Source organism: Bradyrhizobium sp. 41S5 (assembly GCF_011516665.3).
Lineage (GTDB): Bacteria > Pseudomonadota > Alphaproteobacteria > Rhizobiales > Xanthobacteraceae > Bradyrhizobium > Bradyrhizobium quebecense.
On sequence record NZ_CP083721.1, the window covers coordinates 8021132 to 8047543 of the forward strand.

Annotated in this window: 26 protein-coding genes; 12 read left to right on the forward strand and 14 right to left on the reverse strand. The window is 64.9% G+C overall.

All coding sequences use genetic code 11. The features are described from left to right. Positions 1-196 precede the first annotated feature (196 nt). Positions 197-1309, forward strand: coding sequence for a cyclic nucleotide-gated ion channel (locus tag HAP47_RS38455; RefSeq protein WP_173640317.1), 1113 nt, complete (start codon positions 197-199; stop codon positions 1307-1309). After that, the gene (locus tag HAP47_RS38460) at positions 1306-2106 is read left to right on the forward strand and encodes an enoyl-CoA hydratase/isomerase family protein (RefSeq protein ID WP_173640316.1); all 801 of its coding nucleotides are present in this window, start codon (positions 1306-1308) and stop codon (positions 2104-2106) included. The genes HAP47_RS38455 and HAP47_RS38460 overlap by 4 nt, the downstream gene beginning before the upstream one ends. A 195-nt stretch (positions 2107-2301) precedes the next feature. On the opposite strand, the gene HAP47_RS38465 is transcribed toward HAP47_RS38460, so the two are convergent. Then, positions 2302-2748: a DUF6157 family protein gene (locus HAP47_RS38465; protein WP_173640315.1), complete on the reverse strand. Its 447-nt coding sequence runs from the start codon at positions 2746-2748 to the stop codon at positions 2302-2304. A gap of 14 nt (positions 2749-2762) precedes the next feature. Continuing rightward, on the reverse strand, positions 2763-3416 hold the full coding sequence (locus HAP47_RS38470; protein WP_173640314.1) for a glutathione S-transferase family protein: 654 nt from the start codon (positions 3414-3416) through the stop codon (positions 2763-2765). An 84-nt stretch (positions 3417-3500) separates the two neighbouring features. Here HAP47_RS38470 and HAP47_RS38475 point away from each other — a divergent pair, with 84 nt between their 5' ends. Beyond that, complete coding sequence (locus tag HAP47_RS38475; protein ID WP_173640313.1) at positions 3501-4496, forward strand: helix-turn-helix transcriptional regulator; 996 nt, start codon at positions 3501-3503, stop codon at positions 4494-4496. Here the strand turns inward: HAP47_RS38475 and HAP47_RS38480 are convergent. The 9 genes from HAP47_RS38480 to HAP47_RS38520 all read right to left on the reverse strand — a co-directional run bounded on the left by HAP47_RS38480 (position 4493) and on the right by HAP47_RS38520 (position 13954). Continuing rightward, the gene (locus tag HAP47_RS38480) at positions 4493-4903 is read right to left on the reverse strand and encodes a hypothetical protein (RefSeq protein WP_173640312.1); all 411 of its coding nucleotides are present in this window, start codon (positions 4901-4903) and stop codon (positions 4493-4495) included. The genes HAP47_RS38475 and HAP47_RS38480 overlap by 4 nt on opposite strands. A 78-nt stretch (positions 4904-4981) precedes the next feature. Further along, positions 4982-5692: a nitroreductase gene (locus tag HAP47_RS38485; protein ID WP_173640311.1), complete on the reverse strand. Its 711-nt coding sequence runs from the start codon at positions 5690-5692 to the stop codon at positions 4982-4984. A gap of 2 nt (positions 5693-5694) precedes the next feature. Next, positions 5695-6939: an acyl-CoA dehydrogenase gene (locus HAP47_RS38490; RefSeq protein ID WP_173640310.1), complete on the reverse strand. Its 1245-nt coding sequence runs from the start codon at positions 6937-6939 to the stop codon at positions 5695-5697. A gap of 28 nt (positions 6940-6967) precedes the next feature. Next, positions 6968-8215, reverse strand: coding sequence for an acyl-CoA dehydrogenase (locus tag HAP47_RS38495; protein ID WP_173640309.1), 1248 nt, complete (start codon positions 8213-8215; stop codon positions 6968-6970). Between the two features lie 118 nt (positions 8216-8333). Continuing rightward, a complete protein-coding gene (locus HAP47_RS38500) occupies positions 8334-9461 on the reverse strand; it encodes an acyl-CoA dehydrogenase family protein (protein ID WP_173640308.1) in 1128 nt (375 codons plus the stop codon). Positions 9462-9578: 117 nt separating this feature from the next. Then, positions 9579-11447 carry an AMP-binding protein gene (locus HAP47_RS38505; RefSeq protein WP_173640307.1) on the reverse strand — a complete coding sequence of 623 codons (1869 nt, stop codon included), beginning with the start codon at positions 11445-11447 and terminating at the stop codon, positions 9579-9581. Between the two features lie 41 nt (positions 11448-11488). Further along, complete coding sequence (locus HAP47_RS38510) at positions 11489-12295, reverse strand: enoyl-CoA hydratase/isomerase family protein (protein WP_173640306.1); 807 nt, start codon at positions 12293-12295, stop codon at positions 11489-11491. A 188-nt stretch (positions 12296-12483) separates the two neighbouring features. Continuing rightward, the gene (locus tag HAP47_RS38515) at positions 12484-13242 is read right to left on the reverse strand and encodes an SDR family NAD(P)-dependent oxidoreductase (RefSeq protein ID WP_173640305.1); all 759 of its coding nucleotides are present in this window, start codon (positions 13240-13242) and stop codon (positions 12484-12486) included. Between the two features lie 46 nt (positions 13243-13288). Then, the gene (locus HAP47_RS38520) at positions 13289-13954 is read right to left on the reverse strand and encodes a TetR family transcriptional regulator (protein ID WP_173640304.1); all 666 of its coding nucleotides are present in this window, start codon (positions 13952-13954) and stop codon (positions 13289-13291) included. Positions 13955-14139: 185 nt separating this feature from the next. Here HAP47_RS38520 and HAP47_RS38525 point away from each other — a divergent pair, with 185 nt between their 5' ends. Further along, on the forward strand, positions 14140-15312 hold the full coding sequence (locus HAP47_RS38525; protein WP_173640303.1) for an acetyl-CoA C-acetyltransferase: 1173 nt from the start codon (positions 14140-14142) through the stop codon (positions 15310-15312). 198 nt (positions 15313-15510) lie between these two features. Further along, on the forward strand, positions 15511-17055 hold the full coding sequence (locus HAP47_RS38530; protein ID WP_173640302.1) for an acyl-CoA synthetase: 1545 nt from the start codon (positions 15511-15513) through the stop codon (positions 17053-17055). 225 nt (positions 17056-17280) lie between these two features. Here the strand turns inward: HAP47_RS38530 and HAP47_RS38535 are convergent, their stop codons facing one another. After that, positions 17281-17787: a hypothetical protein gene (locus HAP47_RS38535; RefSeq protein ID WP_173640301.1), complete on the reverse strand. Its 507-nt coding sequence runs from the start codon at positions 17785-17787 to the stop codon at positions 17281-17283. Positions 17788-17891: 104 nt separating this feature from the next. Here HAP47_RS38535 and HAP47_RS38540 point away from each other — a divergent pair, with 104 nt between their 5' ends. Together HAP47_RS38540 and HAP47_RS38545 are read left to right on the forward strand one after the other, a co-directional pair. After that, the gene (locus HAP47_RS38540; protein WP_173640750.1) at positions 17892-19037 is read left to right on the forward strand and encodes an alpha/beta fold hydrolase; all 1146 of its coding nucleotides are present in this window, start codon (positions 17892-17894) and stop codon (positions 19035-19037) included. A 211-nt stretch (positions 19038-19248) separates the two neighbouring features. Further along, the gene (locus HAP47_RS38545; protein ID WP_173640300.1) at positions 19249-19614 is read left to right on the forward strand and encodes a hypothetical protein; all 366 of its coding nucleotides are present in this window, start codon (positions 19249-19251) and stop codon (positions 19612-19614) included. Between the two features lie 78 nt (positions 19615-19692). Here the strand turns inward: HAP47_RS38545 and HAP47_RS38550 are convergent, their stop codons facing one another. After that, positions 19693-20415 (reverse strand): hypothetical protein, encoded by a 723-nt coding sequence (locus HAP47_RS38550; RefSeq protein ID WP_173640299.1) that lies wholly within the window; start codon positions 20413-20415, stop codon positions 19693-19695. A 165-nt stretch (positions 20416-20580) separates the two neighbouring features. Here HAP47_RS38550 and mbfA point away from each other — a divergent pair, with 165 nt between their 5' ends. The 5 genes from mbfA to HAP47_RS38575 all read left to right on the forward strand — a co-directional run bounded on the left by mbfA (position 20581) and on the right by HAP47_RS38575 (position 25143). Continuing rightward, positions 20581-21552 carry an iron exporter MbfA gene (gene mbfA / locus HAP47_RS38555; protein ID WP_173640298.1) on the forward strand — a complete coding sequence of 324 codons (972 nt, stop codon included), beginning with the start codon at positions 20581-20583 and terminating at the stop codon, positions 21550-21552. Positions 21553-21607: 55 nt separating this feature from the next. Further along, entirely contained in the window at positions 21608-22435 is an 828-nt protein-coding gene (locus HAP47_RS38560; protein ID WP_231168666.1) for a hypothetical protein, read from the forward strand. Between the two features lie 36 nt (positions 22436-22471). Then, positions 22472-23002 (forward strand): cytochrome b, encoded by a 531-nt coding sequence (locus HAP47_RS38565; RefSeq protein WP_173640296.1) that lies wholly within the window; start codon positions 22472-22474, stop codon positions 23000-23002. A gap of 84 nt (positions 23003-23086) precedes the next feature. Continuing rightward, a complete protein-coding gene (locus HAP47_RS38570; RefSeq protein ID WP_173640295.1) occupies positions 23087-24559 on the forward strand; it encodes an amidase in 1473 nt (490 codons plus the stop codon). A gap of 230 nt (positions 24560-24789) precedes the next feature. Further along, positions 24790-25143, forward strand: a complete 354-nt coding sequence (locus HAP47_RS38575; protein WP_173640294.1) for a nuclear transport factor 2 family protein — start codon at positions 24790-24792, stop codon at positions 25141-25143. Between the two features lie 136 nt (positions 25144-25279). Here the strand turns inward: HAP47_RS38575 and HAP47_RS38580 are convergent, their stop codons facing one another. Further along, complete coding sequence (locus tag HAP47_RS38580) at positions 25280-26368, reverse strand: Zn-dependent alcohol dehydrogenase (protein ID WP_173640293.1); 1089 nt, start codon at positions 26366-26368, stop codon at positions 25280-25282. Positions 26369-26412: the final 44 nt, after the last annotated feature.

Consider the following 26412-nt stretch of genomic DNA (forward strand, 5'->3'; position numbering starts at 1 on the left):
TTTCTCACATTCGCGGGCGCAAAAACGGGCCAACATGGTTAGGCCATTCGTCCAACATTTGGGACTTTCGCCGCGACCATTCCACCACAGCCTGCGCGTTGACGGCCTCAACCGGGAGAGGCACGTTGTGATACAGGCTCCGCCATTCGCAGGGGCCTCAATTCCAGCAGTTCAGCGACAGGCAAGCTCCGTTCCGATGTCCAAGCCGCTCGTCCTTCCGGCCTTGACGCGCTTCGTTTCCGCGACCGCCGGCCGCAACATGACCACGGCGGCCTATGTCGCGGTCACGGTCGGTGTCGCCATGATGACGCTGCTGACGGTCGCGCCGGCCTATGACGCGGTCCCGCATTGGGTCGATGCGCTGCTGTGGGCCTGCCTTGCCTATTTCGTGTTCGAATGGCTGGTGCGGCTGCGGCACATGCGGCGGCAGGACAAGCTCTGGTTCTACGCGCTGTCCAGCGCTGGCGTCGTCGATGCGGTCGGCGCGCTGGCGGTGCCGCTGGCCCTGCTCGGCGGCATCGAGCCGAAAACCGCTTGGCTGCTCGGCGTGCTCTGGGTGCTCAAGGTGGTGCCGGGCATTCCCGGCCTGCGCCAGCTCCGGCGCGTGCTCGTGGTGGAATCCGGCCCGCTGCTCAGCGTGCTCGTGATCTTCCTGATGGTGGTGTTCCTGGCCTCGGTCGCCGAATATTTCCTGGAGCGGGACGTCCAGCCTCAGACCTTCGGTAGCGTGCCGGCGGCGCTGTGGTGGGCGGTGGTGACGCTGACCACGACAGGCTATGGCGACGTGGTGCCGATCACCCCGCTCGGCCGCATCGTCGCCGCCATGGTGATGATCTCGGGCCTCGGCGTGTTCGGGCTGTGGACCGGTATTCTGGCGACCGGTTTTGCCGCGGAAACCCGCCGCGACAATTTTCTGAGAACCTGGGAGACCGTCAGCAAGGTGCCGTTCTTCGCGCATCTCGGCCCGGCCGCGATCGCCGACGTCACCCAGGTACTGCGGACCATGGACCTGCCGCCGCGCACCATGATCATCCGCAAGGACACCAATGGCGACTGCATGTATTTCGTCGCCGCCGGCGAGGTGGAGGTCGATCTGCCCGGACGCAAGGTGAAGCTCGGCGAAGGCGCATTCTTCGGCGAGATGGCGCTGCTCGGCAACGCCAAGCGGGGCGCCAGCGTCTCGACCAGCAAGGTGACCCGGCTGTTGGTGCTTGACCTCGTCGATTTCCGCCTGTTGATGGCAAGGCATCCCGATCTCGCCGAGACCATCGACGCCGAGGCGAAGCGGCGCGAACGTGAGAACCAATGATGGAGACCAAGAGTGCCGACGCGGCCGACACCGCCAGCGGACCCGTGCTCGAAATCGCGGGCGCCCGCGCCACGATCTGCCTCAACCGGCCGAAGCATCTCAACCGCCTGCAGGCCGAGGATCTCGGCGACCTGGTCAGGTTGTTCGACCGGATCGAGGCCGATCCCGCGATCCGCGTGCTGGTGCTGACCGGGACCGGGCGCGCGTTCTCGGCCGGCTACGACCTCAACTCGGTGGCCGAGCGCGCGGTGAGCGAGAGCGAGCAGCAGAGCGCGGGCTCGGCGTTCGAGGTGGTGGTGAACCGGCTCGAGGACCTGAGCGTGCCGACGATCTGCCGGCTCAATGGCGGCGTCTATGGCGGCTCGACCGACCTGGCGCTCGCCTGCGACTTCCGCATCGGCGTCGATACCGCGGAGATGTTCATGCCGGCGGCGCGGCTCGGGCTGCACTATTACAAGAGCGGCATCCGGCGCTACGTCACACGGCTCGGGGTCGACAACGCCAAGATGCTGTTCCTGACCGCGCAGAAGATCACGGCGCCGGAGATGCTGCGGATCGGCTACCTCACCGCCATGGTGTCGCTCGACCTGCTCGACGAGGAGGTCGACAAGCTCGCCACGATCCTGGCCGGCAATGCGCCCAAGGCGATGGCCGGCATGAAGCGCGCAATCAACGAATTCGCCCGCGGCGAGCTGGATGGGGCCGCCGCCGATCAGCGCCACCGCGACAGCATGCGCGGCGACGAGATCAAGGAAGGCATCAAGGCGTTCGCCGAGAAGCGGGCACCAAGGTTTTAGTTTCTCCTCGTGAGGCACAGTTCACTCACCCTCTCCTGGAGGGGAAGGGTCGTTGCGCATGCAGCGAAGCGGAATGCGCAGCGGGGTGGGGTGATCCTTCAACACGAGCGGTGCCCGAGTGGAGAGATCACCCCACCTCGCCGCTCATTTCATTCGCGTCGATCCTCCCCCTCCAGGGGAGGATGAGAAGATATCTCACGCCCGCTTCGACCGCATCGCACGAACCTGCGTAACCTCCGGATCGCCCGCCAGCGCCTGATAGCGCTTGCTGTCGACCGCGTAGAGCGCGATGCGGCCTTCGGCGTCGGCGTGGACGCCCCAGCCGAAACGTTTGCCGAGCGGCGAGGCGCGCATGCAGGCCTGGCCGCGCGAGAAGAACGTCTCGCGGGCGAGGCTGCGCACCTTCTTCGCCGCCTTGGCATCGAGCGCGCGGCCGGCCGATGACGTCGCGAACACCACGTCGTCGGAGGTGTATTTGTAGGGCGCTTCGGCGATCATCCGGTATTGCAGCACGGCAACCGTCGGCTGGCCGCCACGCAGCTGCGGCTCCTCGCCGCTCTGCGCCGGGCAATCCTCGGCGACGCGGATCAGGGTGTTGAAGCAGTTGGTGCTGTGCAGCGCGCCGTGCAGTGTCTTTGCCATCGGCATTATCCGTATCACACTCCGGCGGCCGCCACATGCTGCGCCGCCATCTCGTCGTCGGCCTTCGAGATCCGGATGAAAGCCGGGCGCGCGGAGATGCGTTCGGCATAATGGACGAACACGTCCCTTTTCGGCACGATGCCGAACATCATGGTCCAGCTGAGCGCGATGCCCCAGAGGATGTCGGCCGCCGTGATCTCCTCGCCGAGCAGATAGGGGCCCTTTGCGAGCTGCGCCTCGAGCGCGCCCAGCATGGTGTCGTAGTCGGCATAGGGCGATTGCGTGATCGGCGCCAGCTCACGCTTCATGAAATGGTCGATCACGGCCGGCTCGAACGACGAGCCGTAATAGGCCGTCCAGCGCAGATACGGGCCGCGGCGCGGATCGTTCAGCGCGGGCGTGAGACCCGCCTGCGGAAACAGATCGGCGAGATAGATGAAGATCGCGACCTGCTCGGTCACCAGCGCGTCGCGATGGCGGATCGCCGGCACCTTGCCGAGCGGATTGATCGCGAGATAGGCGTCCTTGCGCTGCTCGGCCGCCTTCATGTTGAGGACGTGCAGATCATAGGGCGCGCCGAGCTCCTCCAGCAGCACGCGGGTGCCGGTGGCGCGGCTCTGCGGCGAGTAATACAGCGTGATGCGGTCGTTGGGGGCAGCGGTGGTCATAAGTGGGTCTCCTTGCGCCGTCGGGGGGCATGGCCTCCTTATGTCCGCCTATACCTGACATCTTGTGTCAGGTATGATCCCGTCATGCGCGCGAGCCGGCTGTTTTCCATCCTCACCACCCTGCAGGCTCGGGGACAGGTCACCGCGCCCGAGCTGGCCGAGGCCTGCGAGGTCTCGGTGCGCACGATTTATCGCGACATCGATGCGCTCTCGGCCGCCGGCGTTCCCGTCTATGCCGACCGCGGCGCCGAGGGCGGCTACCGCCTGCTCGACGGCTATCGGGTGCGGCTCAACGGCCTGTCGCAGGGCGAGGCCGAGGCGCTGTTCATGGCCGGCCTGCCCGGCCCCGCCGCCGCGCTCGGCCTCGATGCCGCGATGGCGGCGGCGCAGACCAAGCTGATGGCGGCGCTGCCGGAAAATCTGCGCCCCAACGCGCGGGGCATGCAGCAGCGTTTCCATCTCGACGCGCCGGGCTGGTTCGGCGAGACCGAGGAGCCGAAGCATCTGCGCGCCATAGCAACCTCGGTGCTGCGCGAGACTCTGATCGAGATGCGCTACCAGAGCTGGAAAGCCGAGAAGCGGCGGCGCGTGGCGCCGCTCGGCCTCGTGCTGAAGGGCGGCAGTTGGTATCTCGCCGGCCTCGTCGAGGGCAATGTGCGCACCTATCGGGTCGCGCGGGTGCTGGATTGCACTGTGCTGGAGACGCCGTTCGCGCGGCCGGCGGAATTCGATCTCGCCACCTATTGGCGCGCCTCGATCGCGCGGCTCGAGGCCGAACTGCATCCGAACGAGGCCACGGTGCGGCTGTCGCCGCTCGGACTCGAGCTGTTCGATGCGCTGGCCCATCCTTACGTGAAGGCGCGAATGCGGCTTGCCGATGGCACTGAGCCCGACGGCTGGCGCGTCGCCACCATGCCGGTCGGCAAGACGGTGTGGCACGCCGCCTCCGAGCTGCTGCGGCTCGGCGCCGAGGCCGAAGTGATCGCGCCCGCGGAGCTGCGCGAGAAGATGGCCGAGCTGGCGGGCGCGATGGCCGCACGCTATGCCGAGGCGCCGCCGCGCCGCGCGGCACGCCGTTAATACCGGCTGTCGGAGCTGATGACGAAGCGGTCGAGAAAGTTGACGGGCAGGATCTCGAACCGGTCGAGCGTGAGCGTAATCCCGGTCACGAAGTCGACGCCCTTGATCGTGCCGTCGAGATCGATCCGCCGGCCGCGGCGCAGGCCGCGTGTTTCCGGATGTTGCTCGATGTCGATATAGGCATAGATCGGGTTGTCGAGCCGGGAATGGCGGTGCCAGCCGCGTTGCAGAAAGCTGAATTGCAGCACGGAGCCCGCGCCCCAGTCGATCGCGTCGAAGAAGCGGGTCTTCCAGGCAACGGGCTGTCCCAGATAGTGCGCGGCGATGAACGCGTCGCGCTCAAGCGCAGGCAGACGGTGCAGTTGCCAGCTGATCTCCGCCGGCGTCAGGGAGGCGTTATTCGCCATTGTTGTTCTAGTCGTTCTTCTTGTCGTTTCTTCTTGTCCTCGGCGGGAGGGTGAACCGACCTTCCCGCCTTGAAGAAATTATACATCCACAAATGTGACAGTATCCGCCACAGCTGCGCGCGACGTGCGGTAGCTGTTCACCTTGTGCGCGTGATCCGCATAGCCGAACGAGATACCGCAGACAACCCGGCGGTCGTCGGCCAGGTTGAAGTGGCGGCGGATCAGGCCGGAATGGCGTGCGATCGCGGCCTGCGGGATGGTGCCGAGCCCGAGCGCCTGCGCGGCCAGCATGAAGTTCGAGACATAGCCGCCGCAGTCGATCGCACCATAAATGCCGAGCGGCTCGTTGGTGTGGATCACGGCAATGTGCGGCGCGCCGAAGAAATTGTAATTCTCCAGCGCCTGCTTGGCATACGCCGCCCTGTCGCCGCGCGCGATGCCGAGCGTGTTGTAGAGCTGGAAGCCGCTCTCGCGGCGGCGCTCCAGATAGACCCCGACATATTCACGCGGCGGCGTGAAGTCGTAGTCCTCGCCGAGGCCGCGCGAGGCCTCGGCATAGATCGCCTTGCGGAAGCGCTCCTTGGCCTCGCCGGAGACGATCAGGACTTCCCAGGGCTGACTGTTGCACCACGACGCGGTGCGCTGCGCTGTGGCGAGGATGTGCTCGATGACGTCGCGCGGTACCTCGCGCGGCTGGAACGCGCGCACCGAGTAGCGCTCGTTGAGCAACTCCTCGAGCGCGCCGATGCGGTCGTCGGTCGCGTAACGTGGCTTGGTTGTGGCGTCCATGCTCAGCGGCCCTTGGTCGGGATCTTGTTGTAGGGCACGTCCTTGTCGACGCGGATGTCGCCGGGCAGGCCGAGCACGCGCTCGGCGATGATGTTGCGCAGGATCTCGTCGGTGCCGCCGGCGATGCGCATCGAGGGCGACGACAGCAGCATCTGCTGGAACTGGCCGTTGGCCTGCTCCTCGTCGGTGCCGGTGAGGCTGCCGGCCGCGCCCTCGAGGTCCATCGCATAGGTCGCGATGTCCTGCAGCATCAGGCCGGAGACGAGCTTGCCGATCGAGTTTTCCGGACCGGGCCGCTCGCCCTTCGACAGCGCCGAGATCGCGCGGTAGCTGGTGTATTTCAGCCCGCTCGCCTTCACCGCCCAGCTCGCAAGCTTGGAGCGCACCGCCGGATCATCGATCGCAAGACCGTCCTCCAGCATCAGATTGGAGCAGAACTCGAACATCTCCGGCACGCCGGTCGCAAGCCTTGATCCGATCGACATGCGCTCGTTCATCAGCGTGGTCAGCGACACGCTCCAGCCCTCGCCGACGGCGCCTAAGCGCTGGCTGTCCGGGATCACGACGTCGGTGAAATAGACCTCATTGAACTCCTGCATGCCGTTGGCCTGCTTGATCGGCCTGACCTCGACGCCCGGGCTCTTCATGTCGAGGAAGAACATGGTGAGGCCCTTGTGCTTGGGCACATTCGGATCGGTGCGCGCGATCAACAGGCCGTAGTCGGAGTAATGCGCGCCGGAGGTCCAGATCTTCTGGCCGTTGACGACCCAGTTGTCGCCCTTCTTCTCGGCGCGGGTGCGCAGGCCGGCGACGTCGGAGCCGGCCGACGGCTCGGAGAACAGCTGGCACCAGATCTCCTCGCCGGAGGCGAGCTTCGGCAGATAGCGGCGCTTGGCATCTTCGGAGCCCCAGGCCATCACGGTCGGGCCGCACATGCCCTCGCCGATCTGGAACGGCTGGGTCAGCTTGCCGTAGACGCCCTCTTCCTGCTGCCAGATCACGCGCTCGATCGGGGTGGCGCCGCGGCCGCCATATTCCTTCGGCCAGTGCAGGCAGGCCCAGCCGCCCTCCGCCTTCTTCTTCTGCCAGGCCTTGCCGACCTCGACCATGTCGTGCTTGGCGAGCCTGATGCGGCCGAGCGAGGACTTCGAGAGCTCTTCCTCGAACTCCTTCGGCGCGTTGGCCGCGATCCAGTTGCGGGCGACACTACGGAATTCAGCTTCCTGCGGCGTGTCGTCGAAATTCATGGCGAACCTCTTTTGATTTTTCGCGCGCTCAGGCGCGGCCCTTGGTCGGGATCTTGTTGAAGGGAACGTCCTTGTCGACCCTGATGTCGCCGGGCAGACCCAGCACGCGCTCGGCGATGATGTTGCGCATGATCTCGTCGGTGCCGCCCTCGACGCGGGTGCCCGGCGCACGCAGCAGCATCGCCTGGAACTTGCCGGCGACCTCGGCATCCTCGGGTCCGTTCAGCGCGCCGGCGGCGCCCTGCAGGTCGAGCGCGTAGGTCGCGACGTCCTGGATCATCGAACCGGCGACCAGCTTGCCGATCGAGTTCTCCGGCCCGGGGCGCTCGCCACGGGAGAGCGCGGAGATCGCGCGCATGCTGGTGTATTTCAGCCCGCTCGCCTTCACCGCCCAGTTCGCGAGCTTTGCGCGCACCGCGCGGTTCTCGATCGCGGGACCGTCCTCCAGCATCAGGCTGTTGCAGAAGTCGAACAGTTCGGGGAAACCGGTCGCGACGCCGGCGCCGATCGACATCCGCTCGTTCATCAGCGTCGTCAGCGACACGTTCCAGCCGTCATTGACATTGCCGAGCCGTTGCGAGTCCGGAATCCGCACGTCGGTGAAATAGACCTCGTTGAAGTCGGAGGCCCCGCTCGCCTGCTTGATCGGCCTGACCTCGACGCCCGGGCTCTTCATGTCCAGGAAGAACATGGTGAGACCCTTGTGCTTCGGCACGGTCGGATCGGTGCGGGTCAGCAGGATGCCGTAGTCGGAGTAATGTGCGCCCGAGGTCCAGATCTTCTGGCCGTTGACCACCCATTCGTCGCCCTGCTTCTCAGCGCGGGTGCGCAGGCCCGCGACGTCGGAGCCGCCGGCCGGCTCGGAGAACAGCTGGCACCAGACCTTCTCGCCGGAGGCGAGCGGCGGCAGATATTTGCGCTTCTGCTCCTCGCCGGCGAACGCCATCATGGTCGGGCCGCACATGCCGTGGCCGATGATGAACATCGAACTGAGGCGGCCGAACGGGCCCTCCTCCTGCTGCCAGATCACGCGCTCGATCGGCGACGAACCGCGGCCGCCATACTCCTTCGGCCAGTGCAGACAGGCCCAGCCGGCGTCGGCCTTCTTCTTCTGCCAGGCCTTCGCGACCTCGAGAATGTTGGCGCCCTTGAGCTGAACGCGGCCGAGCGAGGCCTTGCGCAGCTCCTCCTCATATTGCTTCGGCGCATTGGCCGCGATCCAGGCTTTCGCCTCGGCGCGGAATGCGGCCTCCTGCGGGGTGTCGTCGAAATTCATGGTCTGTCATCCTTCGCCGGTGTCGTCGGATGGGTAGAGCGAAGCGAAACCCATCTTTGGACCACCCGCGCCATGATGGGTTTCGCTTCGCTCTACCCATCCAACAAGTTGCGAATCCTTACGCCGCGTTCTTCTTGCGCATGCGGTCGATCAGCGCGTCTTCCCAATAGGACAGGCTGCCGAGACCGAGCGCCACCGCATTGGCGCGGCGGTAGTACATGTGGCAGTCGAACTCCCAGGTGAAACCCATGCCGCCATGGACCTGGATGTTGTTCTTGGCGCAGTGCTGGAACGCCTGCGTTGCGCTGATGCGCGCGGCGGCGGCCGCTTCCGGCAGTTCGCCGGCATTGGTCGAGAGCGCCCAGGCACCGTAGTAGCAGTTCGAGCGCGCCAGGGTCGCCGAGACATACATGTCGGCCAGCATGTGCTTGACCGCCTGGAACGAGCCGATCGGACGGCCGAACGCGATACGGTCGAGCGCATAGTCGCGGCCCATCTCCAGCGCGCGGTCGGCGCCGCCGACCTGCTCGAACGCCATCAAAACGGCGGCGCGATCCAGCACCTGGGTGATCACGCCCCAGCCCTCGCCGGTGGCGCCGAGCGGCTCGGCCTTGGCGTCCTTGAAGGTGATCTCGGCCTGGCCGCGGGTCAGATCGATGTTGGTGAGCGACTTGACCTCGACGCCGCCGGCCTTGAGATCGACGATGAACAAGGAAATGTCGGACTCGCGACCGCTCGAGCCGGTGCGGGCGGCGACCACGGCGAAATCGGCGATCGCGCCGTCGGCGACCGGCTTCTTGACGCCGTTGAGCACGCCGCCATTGGCCGTGACCTTGATCGCCTTCGGCGACGGATTGCCCTTGCCCTCGAACAGCGCCAGCGTGCCGATGGCATCGCCGGAGGCAATCTTCGGCAGCCACTTCTGCTTCTGCGCGTCACTGCCTGCGATCAGGAGCGCTTCGGCGGCGAGATAGACCGTGGAGGAGAACGGCACCGGCGCCAGCGCGCGGCCCATTTCCTCCGCGATCACGCAGAGCTCGAGATGGCCGGCACCCGCGCCACCGAACTTCTCCGGAATTGCCACGCCGAGGAAGCCCATCTCGGCGAGACCCTTCCAGAGTGCCTTGTCGTAGGGCGCCTTGCCGTCGAGCACCTCACGCACGGCCTTCGGCGGGCACTGCTCGCTGAGAAATTTCCGCGCCTCGTCGCGCATCTGCTTCTGTTCGTCGGAGAAATCGAAATTCATGGCGCTTACCCGCGTTGCTGTTGTTCGTTGGCGTCGTCAGATGGATGGAGCGAAGCGATACCCATCGATGGCTTGGTCAGAGATGATGGGTTTCGCTACGCTCTACCCATCCTACAATCAGTTCAAAATGATCACCTCGTCACCGGGCTTGTCAGCGTAGAGCTTCTCCACCAGCGCGGCGCGGCGTTCGAGGCCGGCGCGCTGGTTGATGTAGCCCTTGTCGGTGAGCTCGTTGCCGTCGATCGACGGCGGCTCGACCATCAGCATCGCACGCGCGATCCGCATGCTGCTGCCGGTGCAAGATGCATTGTGCGCCTGCAAACCCTTCCTGAGACAGGCGACCACCTCGGGATGCCGGATCACGTCTTCATAGCTCGCATCCACATTGCCGACGAGCTGACGACAGGCATGCAGGTTGGGCCAGCACAGCAGGCCGATGAACTCACGATCCTGCCCCGCCACCAGTGCGTCATGCACTACCGGCGTCGCGGCTGATATCGCATCGGTGCGCAGCGAGCCGACATGGACGAAGGTGCCTGTGGTCAGCTTGAAGTCCTCGACCACGCGGCCGGCAAAGATGATGCCCTGCAGCGGATCCTCAGGGTCGACGAACACGCCGGCGTCGCCGATGCAGTAGAAGCCTTCCTCGTCGAACATCTTTGCCGTCAGGTCCGGCTGGCCGAAATAGCCCGGCGTGACGTTGACGCCGCGCAGCCGCAATTCGTATTTCGAGCCGCACGGCACCATCTTCAGTTCGACGCCGGGGAACGGCAGGCCGATCAGGCCGACGCGCTCGGTGTCCCAATAGGTGCCGGTCGAGGTCGGCGCGGTCTCGGTCGAGCCCCAGCCGGTGTAGAACACGATGCGCTCGCCCGCGGTCTTCACCGCCAGCGCCTGCATCCGGTCATAGAGATCGTCGGGCAGCCGGGCACCGCCATAGGCCATGATCGAGAGGTTCTTGAAGAAGCTCGCGCACAGCGCCTCGTCCTTCTCCATCGCGGCCGCGAGCGCCGCATAGCCGGCCGGCACATTGGCGTAATAGGTCGGCGATACCTCGCGCAGGTTCCGGATGGTCTCCTCGAACTGGCCCGGCATCGGCCGACCGTCGTCGATATAGAGCGTGCCGCCGTCGACCAGCACCGGATTGAACGCGGCGTTGCCGCCCATGGTGTGGTTCCACGGCATCCAGTCGAGCACCGTTGGGATCGGGCCGGCCGTTTCGCGCGGGCGCACCTGCATCATCATCGCCGCATTGGCGCACATCATCTGCTGAGTGTTGATGACGGCCTTGGGCATGCCGGTCGAGCCCGAGGTGAACAGCAGCTTGCCGACCGTGTCGGGCGCGATCTTCGCGATCGACGCGCCGACATCGGCTGTCACGGGCGTTGTCGCGAACTCGGCGAAGGACACGCTCTTGATCCCCTCGCAGGGACGCTGCACGTGAACAACCGTGATGCCGGTAAGATCGATCGCCTTCAGCGCCTTTTCGAAGGTCGGACCGTCCTGCACCATCACGACGGCGGGCTTGATCAGGTTGAAGAGGTATTTGAGCTTGAGATGGTCCTGGCTCATCAGCGAATAGGCCGGTGACACCGGCGCGGCCGGCAGCCGCGCCTGCATCGCAGCCTGCGTCATCAGCGCGTGCTCGATCGAATTGCCGGACAGGATCGCGACGGGCCGGCCGTCGGCGATGCCGAGATCGAGCAGGCCCTGCGTCAGCGCATCGACCGTGCGCTTGGCTTCACCATAGGAGACCTTGCGCCACTGCCGGTCAGGACCGCCGCGTTGCGCCAGCCAGATCCGCTCCGGCGCCTGCGCCGCCCATTTGGCAAGATAGGCCGGGATGTGGGTCTCGTGGGCCTGCAACGGGATCCGCGACTTCAGGACGACCGCACCGTCGGCGCGCCGCTCGACCGCGATGTCACGCGCGAGCCAATCCACCTTGCGAAAGGCAGGCTTCGTCAGCATCGCCGCGTCTCCATCCATTTTGCGCCTCCCGGAATTCTCGTCCTTTTGAGGATCTGTTCTCAGCGCCTGATATAGACAGGCTTTCGTTTCTCGAGAAAGGCCTTGATGCCTTCCTGGAAATCTTCCGAGCGGCTGCACAGCACCTGATTGCGATCCTCCATCGCAATCACGGCCTCGATCGAACCGGCATCAACGCTCATGTTGATGCACTCCTTCGAGAGCCGGAGGCCGACCGGCGAAGCCGTCATCATCGCGTCGACATAAGGATTGGCCGCAGCGTCGAGACCGGACGCCTCCACCACTTCAGACACAAGACCGACGGCAAGCGCGCGGTCCGCGTTGATGAAGCGCCCGGTGAGGATCAATTCGGAGGCGACCGACACGCCGACGAGGCGCGGCAGGAAATAGCTGGTGCCGATGTCGCAGCCGCCGAGGCCGAGCTTGATGAAGGCGCAGTTCATCCGCGCGTTCTTCGCCGCGATGCGGATGTCGGCGGCGAGCGCCAGCGCAAAACCACCGCCGGCGGCCGCGCCCTGCACCAGCGCGATGATCGGCTGCGGACAGCGTCGCATCAGCATCACGATATCGGCAATGCGACGCTGCGAGTCCAGCGACTCGGTGACGCCGGGCGGTTCGGCCTGCCCGCCGCGGCGCGCCATCGCATGCTTGAGGTCGAGCCCGGCGCAGAAATTCGCGCCGGCGCCCTTCAGCACCACGACGCGGGCGTCACGATTGCGCTGCAGGCCCTGGAAGTAGACGTTGAGCGCATCGATCAGCGAGGGATCGAGCGCGTTCAGGCTTTCGGGGCGATTGAGCGTGACCCAATCTGTTCCGTCGTGATGTTCGATCAGCAGCGGATTTGTCACACGTCACACTCCTGCATCTGCAGATGCGGTGCCGGTTAATGCGCCCTCTCCCCTTGCGGGAGAGGGCATGTGCGTCGGTGCCGCGTATTCGCTTCGGAGAGGGGTGGCCGCGGAGAGAACCCCTCTCCCGGCAGCCTTCGCTGCCGCCCTCCCCCGCAAGGGGGGAGGGCAAGGGGGCGGAAGCAAGGTTAGCGCGGCGCCATGCGGATGGCGCCGTCGAGGCGGATGGTTTCGCCGTTGAGCATCGGGTTCTCGACGATGTGGACCGCGAGGTTGCCGTACTCCGAGGCGTCGCCGAGGCGGGCCGGATGCGGCACCTGGGCGCCCAGGCTCTTGCGGGCTTCCTCGTTGAGACCCATCAGCAGCGGCGTCAGGAACAGGCCGGGTGCGATGGTGTTGACGCGGATCTTCAGGCTGGCGAGATCCCGCGCGGCCGGCAGCGTGAGGCCGACGACGCCGCCCTTCGAAGCCGAATAGGCGATCTGGCCGATCTGGCCTTCATAGGCTGCGACCGATGCAGTGTTGATCACGACACCGCGCTCCTCGCCGATCGTCTCGGCGGTGGCCAGGCGCTCGGCGAACAGGCGCAGCACGTTGAAGGTGCCGATCAAATTGACGTTGATGATGCGGACGAACTTCGCCAGCGGATAGACGCCGTCCTTGCCGACGATGCGCTGCGAGCCGCCGATGCCGGCGCAGTTCATCAGCACGCGCGCGATGCCGTGCGCCGCCTCGGCCTTGGCGATCGCGGCCTTGATCGCCTCCTCGTCGGTGACGTCGGCGTGCAGGGCAACGCCCTTCACTTCGGCGGCGACCTTCTCGGCGTTTTCCTTGTTCTGGTCGATCACGCCGATCCTGGCGCCCTTGGAGGCCATGGCGCGCGCGGTTGCGGCACCGAGGCCGGAGCCACCGCCGGTGATGAGAACGGCAACGTCTTTCAACTGCATGGGAGCAACCTTTCCTTGGGCGTTTCTTCTCTAGACTTCGAACTTGCTATCCGGCGGCAACCGCCGCCGTTTCCTTATCGGGATTGAGCACGCCGCCGAAGATCAGGGCTTCCATGTGCTTGATGTATTCGCGGCAGACCTCGTCGGTGACCGGACCGACGCCGACTGCGCGCGACATCGCGTGGCGGCCGAAGAACAGGTGATCGCAGGCGCCGATCAGGCTGGTGTAGAACAGCACCGGATCGATCTTGCGGAATTCGCCGGCCTTGATGCCCTCGGCGAGCAGCCGGCGGTGAAAATCCAAAAGCGGCGCGACGAAGAATTTCGACACCTCGTTCGCGGCGGCAGTCGAGCTCTCGTGCAGGAGATAATGAATCAGCCGGTTCATATAGGGGAACTGGTGATAGGCGCGGATGATGCCGCCGATATGCAGGCGCAGTTTCGCGGACGGCGTGATCGGCTGGCTGATGAGATATTCGAGCTGCGAGATCTCGGTGGCGGCGTCGCGCGCCAACAGCGCCAGCAGCAGCCCGTCCTTGTTGCCGAAATGATATTTCACCAGCGCAGCGTTGACGCCCGACTTCTGCGCGATATCGGACAGCGACACCTCGATCGAGGCGCGCTCGATCATCAGCTCGCTGGCTGCGACCAATAGCTTGTCGGCAGTGGCATTTTTGCCGGCCGGAAGTTTCGTCGGTACGCTGGTATTCAACGCGCTCTGGTCCCGCTCTGTGTCCCCGGCTGTTTCTTGGCTCGCCGGTAAATCGAGGCCGCACATAAGCCCATGGCGGGGCTGCACTCAAGAGTTAATTGATTGATTGACTAAACGCGGAGCCACCCCTTAAATCCCGCCCAACTTTCAAAACGCCCATTCCAGAAACATCAGGGAGATCAGACATGGCCGAGGCATATATCGTCGCCGCCGCCCGCACCGCCGGCGGCCGCAAGGGAGGGCGTCTCGCCGGCTGGCATCCGGCCGATCTGGCCGCCACCGTGCTCGATGCGCTGGTCGAAAGATCAGGCGCGGACCCGGCGCAGGTCGAGGACGTGATCATGGGCTGCGTGATGCAGACCGGCGAGCAGTCCACCAACATCGCGCGCAACGCGGTGATGGCCTCGAAGCTGCCGGAGAGCGTGCCCGCGACCTCGATCGACCGCCAGTGCGGCTCCTCGCAGCAGGCGCTGCACTTCGCAGCGCAGGCCGTGATGAGCGGCACCATGGACTGCGTGATCGCCGCCGGCGTGGAATCGATGACCCGCGTGCCGATGGGCCTCGCCTCCTCGCTGCCCGCCAAGAACGGTTTCGGCCACTACAAGAGCCCGGGCATCGAGGCGAAGTATCCCAACATCGTCTTCAGCCAGTTCACCGGCGCGGAGATGATGGCCGAGAAGTACGGCCTGTCGAAGGACGAGCTCGACGAATATTCGTACAACAGCCATCAGCGCGCGATTGCGGCCACGCAAGCGGGCCACTTCAAGGACGAGATCGTGCCGGTGAAGATCACCCGCGCCGACGGCTCGACCGACACCCACCATATCGACGAAGGCATCCGCTTCGACGCCAGCCTCGACGGCATCAAGGGCGTCAAGCTGATCGCCGAGAACGGCAAGCTGACCGCGGCCAGCGCCAGCCAGATCTGCGACGGCGCCTCCGGCGTGATGGTCGTCAACGAGAAAGGCCTCAAGGCGCTCGGCGTCAAGCCGATGGCGCGCATCCATCATCTCACCATGATGGGCGGCGACCCCGTGATCATGCTGGAAGCGCCGCTGCCGGCGACCCAGCGCGCGCTGCAGAAGGCCGGCATGACAATCGACGACATCGACCTGTTCGAGGTCAACGAGGCCTTCGCCTCGGTGCCCACCGCGTGGCTGAAGACTACCGGCGCCGACCCGGCCCGGCTCAACGTCAATGGCGGCGCGATCGCGCTCGGCCACCCGCTCGGCGGCAGCGGCACCAAGCTGATGACGACGCTGCTGCACGCCCTGAAGCAGCGCAACAAGCGCTATGGCCTGCAAACCATGTGCGAAGGCGGCGGCATGGCGAACGTCACGATCGTCGAGCGACTGTAAGAGAGAGTCCGCATCAACGGACAAACGAGCCGTACAAGCGGCCACACAAACGGTGTCGTCCCGGCCTTGAGCCGGGACCCATAACCACAGGTCGATGTGGTTATGCCGGGCTGCGGCCCCAACTCATTTCAACAACAGAACACGGTGGTTATGGGTCCCTGCTTTCGCAGGGACAACGCACCACCTGAGGAAACGTCTGTGACCCATCCCTCCATCCACGCGCGCAACCATCCGAACAAGATCGCCTACCAGATGGCGGGCAGCGGCAAGGCGATCACCTATCGCGAGCTCGACGAGCTCTCGAACCAGGGCGCGCATCTGTTCCGCTCGCTCGGCCTGAAGGCCGGCGACCACATCGCGATCCTGATGGAGAACCGCCTCGCCTTCATGGAGATCTGCTGGGCCGCGCAGCGCTCGGGGCTCTATTACACGGCGATCAGCCGCTATTTGACCGAAGAGGAGATCGCCTACATCATCAAGGACTGCGGAGCCAAGGTGTTCATCACCACGCCGCAATGCGCCGACAAGGTGAAGGGCCTGATCAAGGGCGAGGTGGGCGAGCCGCTGTTCTACATGATGGACGAGCCGGCCCCTGGCTTCCGCTCCTATGACAAGGAGGCCGCCGCGCAGCCGACCACGCCGGTGGCCGACGAGGTTGCGGGCTACGACATGCTGTATTCCTCCGGCACCACCGGCCGGCCCAAGGGCATCAAGAAGGAATTCGAGGGCAACCGGATCGACGTGCCGAACCCGTTCCTGCGGATTCTCACCGCCGATATGTGCGGCATGAATGCCGACTCGATCTATCTGTCGCCGGCGCCGCTCTATCACGCGGCTCCGCTGCGCTTCAACATGATGGCAACGGTGCTGGGCGGCACCTCCGTCATCATGGAGCATTTCGATGCCGAGGAGTTCCTGAAGCAGGTCGAGAAGCACAAGGTGACGCAGTCGCAGCTGGTGCCGACCATGTTCGTGCGCATGCTGAAGCTGCCCGACGAGGTCCGCGCCCGCTACAACGTCTCATCGCTGAATGGTGCGATCCACGCCGCCGCGCCCTGCCCCGTCGACGTGAAAGCCAAGATGATCGAATGGTGGGGACCGATCCTGATCGAGTATTACGCCGGCTCCGAAGGCAACGGTGTCACCGTCTCGACCTCGCAGCAATGGCTGACCCATCGCGGCACGGTCGGCCGCGCCGTGGTCGGCAAGGTCAAGATTCTCGACGAGAACGACGAGGAGGCGCCGACCGGCCAGATCGGCCAGGTCTATTTCGCCGACGCGCCGGTTTTCAGCTATCACAACGATCCCGAGAAGACGAAGAAGGCCTACAACGCCAAGGGCTGGTCGACGCTCGGCGACGTCGGCTACCTCGACGAAGAGGGCTTCCTCTATCTCACCGACCGCAAGAGCTACATGATCATCTCCGGCGGCGTGAACATCTATCCGCAGGAGACCGAGGACGTGCTGATCACGCATCCCGCGGTCTCCGACGTCGCGGTGTTTGGCGTGCCGAACGAGGAGATGGGCGAAGAGGTCAAGGCCGTTGTGCAGCCGCACGACATCGCCAGGGCCGGCAAGGAGCTCGAGGCCGAGCTGATCGCGTTCTGCCGCCAGCATCTGTCGCCGATCAAATGCCCGAAGAGCATCGACTTCGAGCAAGAGCTGCCGCGGACCCCGACCGGGAAACTGGTGAAGCGGCATCTGCGCGACAGATACTGGCCGAAGGCGGCTGCCAGGGCGTGACCGCGGTTCACCTCCCCTGGAGGGCCACCGCCGCGCGCGGCCAAAATATCGAAAACAACCCCATGCAAAGGAGCTGGCGGCTGCCGCGTTCGCCAATGCAACTTGACACGTCAGGCAACTCAGGGATATATTCCTAGTATTCCGAAATCGTGCAGGCGATCCGCACCCGCCCTCCAGAAGGATGAAGAGCGCATGCGGGACGCCGCTCGCGCCAAACCCGCCGACCTACAAATCCTCTGCCGGTCCGCACGCCACCGACGCCGCGGCACGCAAATGCAGTTGGCCGTGCTTGCCCGATGCCATGGTCGTCCACTGCGCATCGATCTGCTGAAAATCTTCCGACAGCTTGCCGCGGTGGCTGCCGTCGGTCTCGAATGCACCGTTGCCATCGGGCGACCGTTCGAAGATCTCGACCTCGAGATCGGACAGCCTGATGAACATCTGCACGCCGATCCTGGTCACGTGACGGCCGACCTCATACGAACCGCAGCCACGCGCTTCCGCGTTCTGCTCGTTCAAGGCCTGCACCTTGTCGAAGGTGATGACGACGTTCTGCACCGTGTTGTCGCCATCCCACAGGAATTCGCCGATATAGGCGCGCGGCAATTTTTCGGTGAGCTCCTTGATGTCGGCCGCACGGACCGCAGGCGTCAGCAACAGGCCGGCGGCCACGATCATCAGGCCGAGACGCGACATCCGGCCGGGCAGCTCTGCAATCCTCGCGTGGCGCATGCGGTATGCATCCCGTGGCCAAAGTTGCTATCGTGAATCGATGGCCGCCAGCATACAGCAAAATGCGCTGGTTCTGCGGCGAGGCCCAACAGGTGATCTGCACGATGGAAACGCTCCCCGACGTCCCGCTGCCCGCCACCATCCGCTCGCGTTATGTCGACGGGATCAACGGCCTGCGCATGCATGTGCTGGAGGCGGGCTTCGAAACAGCCGGCCGTCCCTGCCTGCTGCTGCTGCACGGTTTTCCCGAGCTGGCGTTCTCCTGGCGCAAGGTGATGCCGAAGCTGGCCGCTGCCGGCTATCACGTGATCGCGCCGGACCAGCGCGGCTATGGCCGCACCACAGGCTGGAGCGCGGATTATGACGGCGACCTCGCCCCCTTCCGCCTTCCCAATCTGGTGCGCGATGCGCTCGGGCTGGTCGCAGCGTTCGGCTACACGCACGTCGATGCCGTGATCGGGCATGATTTCGGCTCGTCGGTCGCGGCATGGTGCGCGCTGATCCGCCCAGACGTGTTCCGCGCTGTCGTCATGATGAGCGCGCCGTTCGGAGGACCGCCGTCGCTGCCGTTCAACACCGCAAGTGAGCCCGCGAAACCCGCGAACGAAGACCCCGTGCATCGCGAGCTGGCGGCGCTGCCGCGTCCGCGCAAGCACTACCAATGGTACTATTCGACGTATCAGGCCAATGCCGACATGCATCGCGCCCCACAGGGCGTGCACGACTTCCTGCGCGCCTACTATCATCACAAGAGCGCGGACTGGAAAGACAACAAGCCGTATCCGCTGCAATCCTGGTCGGCGGGGGAGCTGGCCAAACTGCCGACCTACTATGTGATGGACCTCGCCAAGGACATGGCTGCGACGGTGGCCGAGGAGATGCCGTCGCGCGAGGCGATCGCCGCCAACACATGGCTGCCGGACCGCGACCTCGCTTATTACAGCGCGGAGTATCAGCGCACGGGATTCCAGGGCGGGCTGCAATGGTATCGCTGCGGGACGTCAGGCGCGTTCACTCCGGAATTGCAGACCTGGAGCGGCCGCTGCATCGAACAACCATCCGCGTTCATCTCGGGCAAGCAGGATTGGGGCACCTATCAGCGGCCCGGCGTGTTCGAGACGATGCAGACCAGGGCCTGTACCAAAATGATCGGCTGCCATCTGGTCGACGGCGCCGGCCACTGGGTGCAGCAGGAGCAGCCGGACGAAGTGAGCCGGCTGCTGCTGCAGTTCCTCGATCGCGCAAGCTAGAGCCACTTCGGTTCTGATCGAATCAGTCGCTCCAGATTCTTGTTTTGGCAGGTTTTCTTTGCGCGAACCGGCATCCGTCCCGCGTCAGATGCGGATGCCTGCCGCCACGATCCCGTCACAGGGCGTTAATGCGCGGTTCACGAAACATTCGGCAATGATTGGCGTTGCTAGAAACCGGCACTCGGTCCGGCGACTTTTGAGGAGAGCAAAGATGGATAGGAAAATCGCTGGACTTCTGGGAGCGGTGGCCGCGTTCGGCGCGGTCGGTGCCGCCGAAGCTGCGCCTGGGCCGAACCCGGCCGACGTTCTGCAGGCGAACTCATACGCGGATCTGCTGGAGCCGATCTCGAACGCCTCCGCAAAGCTGCAGGCGCTCGACGAGGCTGCGCCCGCTCCGGTCCCCGAGAACGTGCAGCTTGCACAGTACTACCACCACCATCACCACCACCATCATCACGGTTACTATCGCCGCGGCTACTACGAGCGCCCGGTCATCGTGGTGCCGCGCTATCGGCGCTACCACCATCACCATCATCACCACCATCATCATCACAGCTTCTACCGTCGCGATTACTGAGCGATGGCGACCGATCGGCGATAGCACAACGGGGCCCGCGGGCCCCGTTGTTTTGTCAACTATGATGCGGTATCTCGCTCAATCGTTGCGCGCCTTCTCCTTTGCGGCGCGGTGCAGATGGCGATATGTGCCGTCGAACACCGTGTCCGATGACGACGTCCATTCCGTTCCGGCGGCCAGTTTGGGCCGATTGTTGTAGATGCGGCGCGCCTGCAATTCGCGTTCGGCGGCCTCCTCCTCGCCCATCTGCTCGAGCTGAAAGCTCGCTTCCTCGGGAATCACGATGATCTGGGCGAACGGCTCGTTCGGCCGGAAAATGTGAGTGCGCCCTTCCGCCGGCGCCTTGAACACCGTGAAGAACATCATCGGCCACCAATTGCGCACGAGCGCCGGAACGGCGATCGGCACGGTGTCGGAGCGATCGGTGTAGAAGCGCGGATGCGGTTCGGTACGGATCGCCATGCCCTTCTCGACCTTGAGATCGAGCAATATCTGATAGGTGTAGAACGCGTCGCCGAAATTCCGGAACGGCGGCCACTGCACGCCGCTGTCCGGCGGCTCACCCCAATCGGCGTCGAGTTGTAGCTGGCCATCCCGCGTGGTGACGTGCAGCTCGAAATCATAGGGATAGAACAGCTCGATCCCGTATTGCGCGCCTTCCGAGAACGGCACGCAATGCCAGACCTGCTCGCGCGAACCATCGCTGCGCGGCTCACGGTTGCCGGCCCAGCCCGGAATCTCGAGTTTCGTCCGCCGCGGCGCCAGTCGCGCATCGTTCAGGCGGAATTTGACGGTGTCCATGGCATCCTCTCGTGCACAGCAGAAACTCGAACGGACGTAGCACAGCCTAGTTCCCCTGATCTTGATCGCGAACGGGCAGAGACGCACCCATCCGGGATTGACCTCGGCCTGACGAACAAATATTAGAATTATTCTAATTCTAAACTCCGTAAACAAGGCGTTGCCGTGAAGAATTTCGCCGATCTGACCGAGCGCGAGGTGCTGGCGGTCGCGATTGCCTCCGAGGAGGAGGACAGTCGGATCTACATGTCCTTCGCCGAGGACCTCGCCGGCCGCTATCCCGATACCGCAAAGATCTTCGAGGAGATGGCGGAGGAGGAGCGCGGCCATCGCCATCGGCTGCTGGAGACCTACGAGCAGCGCTTCGGCCCGCATTTGCCGCCGATCCGGCGCGAGGACGTCAAAGGCTTTCTGCGCCGGCGTCCGATCTGGCTGACCAAGAACCTGCCGCTCGACACCATCCGCAAGGAAGTCGAGACCATGGAGCTCGAGGCCGAGCGCTTCTATGCCAAGGCGGCAGAAAAGGCTGAGGATACCGGCGTACGCCGGCTGCTCGGCGATCTCGCCGAAGAGGAGAAGGGCCACGAGAAACTCGCGGTCAAGCTGACCGGCGACATCCTCAAGCCCGATGTGCGCGCGGAAGAAGACCGCACGCGGCGGCGGATGTTCGTGCTGCAATATGTGCAGCCGGGCCTCGCCGGACTGATGGACGGCTCGGTCTCGACCTTGGCGCCGCTGTTCGCCGCCGCCTTCGCCACGCATCACAACTGGCAGACGTTCCTGGTCGGCCTCGCCGCCTCGATCGGCGCCGGCATCAGCATGGGCTTTGCCGAAGCGCTGTCCGACGACGGCTCGCTGACCGGACGCGGCTCGCCCTGGCTGCGCGGCATCACCTGCGGATTGATGACGACGCTCGGCGGCCTCGGCCACACCATTCCCTATCTGGTGCCGGACGCCTGGCCGAACGCATTCTGGATCGCGACTGCGATCGCCGGGATCGTCGTGTTCTTCGAATTATGGGCGATCGCCTTCATCCGGTCGCGCTACATGGACACGCCGTTCCTGCAGGCGGTATTCCAGATCGTGCTCGGCGGCGCGATCGTGCTCGCAGTCGGCATCCTGATCGGCGCGGCGTAGGACGGCGAGGCTCCCGATGCGATCCCGGCACCAATGTAGAGATGTAGCCAGCGCGGTGCTGATTGCGCTCGGCGCGGTCGGATACAGCAGCCATGCGCAGGCGACCGATGAGATCCAGGTCTACAATGCCGGCATCGCGGCGGTCGGCCAGCTCACCGTCCAACAGCATCTCAACTATGTCGGCATCGGCCAGAAGGACCCGCCCTTCCCCGGCGGCTTTCCCTCCAACCACAGCCTCAACGGCACGCCGGAGTTTGCCTATGGCATGACGGATTGGTGGGAGCTCGGCCTTTATCTGCCGTTCGCCGTGCAGGACCGGCAATTCCTGTCCGACGCATTCAAGCTGCGCACGCTGTTCGTCTCGCCGAACGCCGACAAGCGCAACCTGTTCTACGGCATCAATTTCGAGCTGAGCTACGAGATGCCGAAGTTCGCGCAGACCCGCTGGGGCCTGGAAATCCGGCCAATCATCGGCGTGCGCAACGCGGACTATGAATTCATCGTCAACCCGATCGTCGATGTCGGCTTCGGCAGATATGGCGAGGCGGATTTCGCTCCCGCGGCGCGTGTGGCGCGCAAGCTGAAGGACGATGTCTATGTCGGCCTCGAATACTACGCCGATTTCGGCAAGATCGGCGCCTTCAGCCCGCTCGCCGAGCAGCAGCACACATTGTTCGCGGTGACCGACTTCAAGGTGGGTGACGTCGACATCGACTTCGGCGTCGGTTACGGCCTGACGCGGGCATCCGACCGGCTCGTCGTCAAGACCATCATCGGATACGCCTTCCCGGTGCCCGGGACCAAAGACAGCAGCGAGCGCGCCAGCGCGAGCGGCCCGATCAATCCAATGGCGCATCTGTCGGCGCGCAGCACGCCGTATTAGATTAGCTCGACAATCTCAGAAACGGCTCGAAAGTCCATGACCGGTCGTCTGCATTACGGCACCACCGCGAAGCTGCTGCATTGGGTGATCGTCGCCCTGCTGGCGGTGCAATACCCGATCGGCTGGCTGATGCCGGACATTCATCGCGGTCAGGCTCCCGGCGCCGCCATGACGTTCCATATTTCCTTCGGCATCGTCATCCTTGCGCTCATCGTGCTGCGGTTCATCTGGCGGCTGACACACCCGGTCGCGCCGGAAAGCTCGCTGCCTGCGTGGCAACGGCTGAGTTCGGAAGCCGTGCACTGGATGCTCTATGTTCTCGTGCTGGCAACGACCATCAGCGGCTGGCTGTTTGCATCGTTTCGCGGCTGGACCGTCTCGTTCTTCTACGTGATGCCGCTGCCGATGCTGTCCTCGGACAATGCCGCGGCCGGCAAGGCGATCGACGGCCTGCATCAGGCTGCAGAATGGTCTCTGCTGGTGCTGATCTGCCTCCACGTCGCGACCGCGCTGGTGCACTTGCTGATCTACCGCGACCGCGTCATGCAGCGCATGCTTCCGGGCTAGGCGGCCAGCGCAATTGCGATCAAGCCGGTCTTGCCCGCCCGTTCCATTCTGCGCATGATCGCCGCCAGAACAAGGGAGCACGCCGTGGCCAAATCGCAATGGAGTTTCAAGACCGCCGTCGAACTGTCGGAGGCGCTGCGCAACAAGCAGGTCTCGGCCGTCGAACTCGCGGAAGACGCGATCGGCCGCATCGAGCGCCATGACGGCAAGATCAACGCAGTTTGCGTGCGCGATTTCGAGCGGGGCCTCGCTGCTGCCCGCGCTGCCGATGCCGCGATCGCGCGCGGCGAGCACAGACCGCTGCTCGGCATTCCCATGACGGTGAAGGAATCCTTCAACGTCGCGGGATTGCCGACGACCTGGGGCTTCCTGCCGCAAAAGGACTTCGTGCCGGCGGAAGACGCGCTCTCGATCACGCGTGTGAAGGACGCCGGCGGCGTCATCCTCGGCAAGACCAACGTCCCGGTCGGCCTCGCCGACTGGCAGAGCTACAATGAGATCTACGGCACCACCAACAACCCTTACGACCTCGGCCGCACGCCGGGCGGCTCCTCCGGCGGATCGTCAGCGGCGCTTGCCGCGGGCTACGGCGCATTGTCGCTCGGCTCCGACATCGGCGGCTCGCTGCGCGTGCCGGGATTTCACTGCGGCATCTATGCGCACAAGCCGACCTTCGCGCTGCTGCCGTCGCGTGGTCACACCCCGCCGCCGCTGCCGCCGCTGCCGTTCGATCGCGATCTGTCCGTGATCGGCCCGATGGCGCGTGGCGCGGCCGACCTCGCACTCGTGCTCGACGTGATGGCCGGTCCCGATCCGCTCGAAGCGGGCAAGGCGTACCGGCTGGACCTGCCGGCGGCGCGCCACACCGCCCTGAAGGATTTCCGCGTCCTCGTGATCGACAGCGATCCGGTGCTGCCGACCGAAAAGGTGATCCGCGGAAGCATCGACAAGCTCGCGAGCAATCTCGACAAGGCCGGCGCGAAGGTGTCTCGCTCGAGCCCGCTGCTGCCGGACTTCGCCGCGTCCTCGCGGCTTTACATGCGGATGCTGCTGTCGTTCCTTGCGGCGACCTTCCCGCCGGAGGTCTATGCCGGCGCCTGCGCGGCGGCGGCTGCGCTGCCGGCCAGCGACACCAGCCTGCAAGCCGAGCGCCTGCGCGGCATCGCGCTCAGCCATCGCGACTGGGTGATCGCTGACGGCGGCCGCGCGCGGCTGCGCGCGCAATGGCGCGAGCTGTTCAAATCGTTCGACGCCGTGATCTGCCCGATCATGCCGACGCCGGCCTATCCGCACGATCATTCGCCCGACCAGGAGCAGCGGCGGATTTTGATCGACGGTGAGCCGCACGTCTACACCGACCAGCTCGCCTGGCCCGGCATCGCCACCCTGCCCGGCCTGCCCTCCACCGCGATCCCGACCGGCTTTGCGCCCGACGGACTGCCGGTCGGCGTGCAGATCGTCGGCCCCTGGCTCGAGGACCGCACGCCACTCAAGCTCGCCGAGCTGATCGAGCGCGAATTCGGCGGCTTCGTGCCGCCGAAGATGTTCGACGATTAGGCAAACCGTTGTTGCAGAGCAATGCGGCGTACCCAACTCTATCACCGTCACCCTGAGGAGGCCGCGAAGCGGCCGTCTCGAAGGGTCGACGGCCCGACTGTGGCCGTGCATCCTTCGAGGCTCGCACGAGCTCGCACCTCCAGCGACAAAGGCAAAGCCTTTGCGCGCGGAGAACGGTATCGAGAGCGCCGGTGCCCACACGCCAATGACGAGCAACAGGGAGAACACCAATGAGCAAGGACCTCGAAGAGCTCACGAAGCTCAACAAGGACTACGTCGACTCGGTTCAGAACTGCGACGTCAAGCGCTTCGACGAAATCCTGGCGCAGGATTTCTACTGCACCAATCCCGACAAGAGCCTGGTCGATCGCGCCGCCTTCCTGAAGCAGACGGCGATCCCGGTGAAGATCAAGGGGCTGAAGGCCGAGAACGTCAAAATCCGCATCCTCGGCGATTTCGCCATCATCCACGCCCGGACGAGTTACATGACCGCAGACGGCGAGAGTGCGCACGGCCGCTACACCGACTGCTGGGCGAGGCAGAACGGAAAATGGCTCGCGGTGTCCGCGCACGTCGCGCGGTGAATGGTTCAGGTGTCGTCCCGGCGCAGGCCGGGACCCATGACCACCACCGCTCGGATCGCTCAGAAAGTCGTCCACCGACGTGCCCAAAGCGAAGCCGCGGCGTATGGGTCCCGGCCTACGCCGGGACGACACGACCTCAGCTGTCGAACATGATCACGCTGCGCAGCGTCTTGCCGGCTTTCATGTTGGCGAAGCCTTCGTTGATCTCGGAGAGCTTCAGCTTGGCCGAGATCCAGTCCTCCAGATGCAGCTTGCCGCGCATGTAGAAATCGACGAGGCGCGGCATGTCGACGCGGAAGTGGTTGGAGCCCATCGACGAGCCCTGGATGCGGCGCTCGCGCAGGAAGTCGAAGCCGTGCAGCTCGATCTTCTGGCCGAACGGGATCATGCCGACGATGGTCGCGGTGCCGCCGGCCGCCAGCATGGCGAAGGCCTGCTCGGCAGTCTCCTTGCGGCCCAGCACCTCGAAGGAGTGCTGCACACCACCGCCGGTCAGCTCGCGCACCTGCTGGACCACGTCGCCGCGGGCCGGATCGACGATGTCGGTCGCCCCGAGCTTGGTCGCAAGCTGCAGCTTGGCCGGATTGGTGTCGATCGCAATGATGCGGCCGGCGCCGGCAATCTGCGCGCCGTTGATCGCGGCCATGCCGACGCCGCCGCAGCCGATCACAGCCACGGTCTCGCCGGCGGTGACCTTCGCGGTGTTCACCACGGCACCGTAACCGGTGATGACGCCGCAGCCGATCAGCGCGGCGAGATCGAGCGGCATCTCCTTCTTGATCTTCACGATGGCGTTCTCGTGCACCAGCATCTGCTCGGCGAACGACGACAGATTGAGGAACTGATTGAGCTTCTCCTTCCTGTTCCAGGACAGGCGGTTGGAGGCGCCGGGCAGCATCTTCACCGTGGTATCGGTGCACAGCACGGTGCGGCCGGTGGTGCAATTGTCGCAGGTGCCGCAGAAAACCGACAGGCAGGTGACAACGTGATCGCCGGGCTTCACGTAATTGACGTCGGAGCCGACCTTCTCGACCACGCCGGCCGATTCATGGCCCAGCACAGCCGGCAGCGGATGCGGATAAAGGCCTTCCATGAAGTGCAGGTCGGAATGGCAAAGGCCCGCGACCGCGGTGCGGATCAGGACTTCGCGCGGCCCGGGGTTGGGCACGCTGACATCCTCGATCACCAGCGGCTGATTGACTTCATGCAGGACGGCGGCCTTCATCGGGGTCTCCCTTGACGTTCTTGTTTGTTTAAAAAGTTCGCTCG

What these genes read in the sequence shown, in the direction of transcription:
- HAP47_RS38575 (WP_173640294.1), top strand. Translation starts at nt 24,790, where the DNA reads ATGAGCAAGGACCTCGAAGAGCTCACGAAGCTCAACAAGGACTACGTC.
- HAP47_RS38460 (WP_173640316.1), top strand. Translation starts at nt 1,306, where the DNA reads ATGATGGAGACCAAGAGTGCCGACGCGGCCGACACCGCCAGCGGACCC.
- HAP47_RS38455 (WP_173640317.1), top strand. Translation starts at nt 197, where the DNA reads ATGTCCAAGCCGCTCGTCCTTCCGGCCTTGACGCGCTTCGTTTCCGCG.
- HAP47_RS38550 (WP_173640299.1), bottom strand. Translation starts at nt 20,415, where the DNA reads ATGGACACCGTCAAATTCCGCCTGAACGATGCGCGACTGGCGCCGCGG.
- HAP47_RS38485 (WP_173640311.1), bottom strand. Translation starts at nt 5,692, where the DNA reads ATGGACGCCACAACCAAGCCACGTTACGCGACCGACGACCGCATCGGC.
- HAP47_RS38580 (WP_173640293.1), bottom strand. Translation starts at nt 26,368, where the DNA reads ATGAAGGCCGCCGTCCTGCATGAAGTCAATCAGCCGCTGGTGATCGAG.
- HAP47_RS38475 (WP_173640313.1), top strand. Translation starts at nt 3,501, where the DNA reads ATGCGCGCGAGCCGGCTGTTTTCCATCCTCACCACCCTGCAGGCTCGG.
- HAP47_RS38505 (WP_173640307.1), bottom strand. Translation starts at nt 11,447, where the DNA reads ATGGATGGAGACGCGGCGATGCTGACGAAGCCTGCCTTTCGCAAGGTG.
- HAP47_RS38565 (WP_173640296.1), top strand. Translation starts at nt 22,472, where the DNA reads ATGACCGGTCGTCTGCATTACGGCACCACCGCGAAGCTGCTGCATTGG.
- HAP47_RS38480 (WP_173640312.1), bottom strand. Translation starts at nt 4,903, where the DNA reads ATGGCGAATAACGCCTCCCTGACGCCGGCGGAGATCAGCTGGCAACTG.
- HAP47_RS38490 (WP_173640310.1), bottom strand. Translation starts at nt 6,939, where the DNA reads ATGAATTTCGACGACACGCCGCAGGAAGCTGAATTCCGTAGTGTCGCC.
- HAP47_RS38515 (WP_173640305.1), bottom strand. Translation starts at nt 13,242, where the DNA reads ATGCAGTTGAAAGACGTTGCCGTTCTCATCACCGGCGGTGGCTCCGGC.
- HAP47_RS38545 (WP_173640300.1), top strand. Translation starts at nt 19,249, where the DNA reads ATGGATAGGAAAATCGCTGGACTTCTGGGAGCGGTGGCCGCGTTCGGC.
- HAP47_RS38465 (WP_173640315.1), bottom strand. Translation starts at nt 2,748, where the DNA reads ATGGCAAAGACACTGCACGGCGCGCTGCACAGCACCAACTGCTTCAAC.
- HAP47_RS38535 (WP_173640301.1), bottom strand. Translation starts at nt 17,787, where the DNA reads ATGCGCCACGCGAGGATTGCAGAGCTGCCCGGCCGGATGTCGCGTCTC.
- HAP47_RS38540 (WP_173640750.1), top strand. Translation starts at nt 17,892, where the DNA reads ATGGAAACGCTCCCCGACGTCCCGCTGCCCGCCACCATCCGCTCGCGT.
- HAP47_RS38525 (WP_173640303.1), top strand. Translation starts at nt 14,140, where the DNA reads ATGGCCGAGGCATATATCGTCGCCGCCGCCCGCACCGCCGGCGGCCGC.
- HAP47_RS38495 (WP_173640309.1), bottom strand. Translation starts at nt 8,215, where the DNA reads ATGAATTTCGACGACACCCCGCAGGAGGCCGCATTCCGCGCCGAGGCG.
- HAP47_RS38500 (WP_173640308.1), bottom strand. Translation starts at nt 9,461, where the DNA reads ATGAATTTCGATTTCTCCGACGAACAGAAGCAGATGCGCGACGAGGCG.
- HAP47_RS38470 (WP_173640314.1), bottom strand. Translation starts at nt 3,416, where the DNA reads ATGACCACCGCTGCCCCCAACGACCGCATCACGCTGTATTACTCGCCG.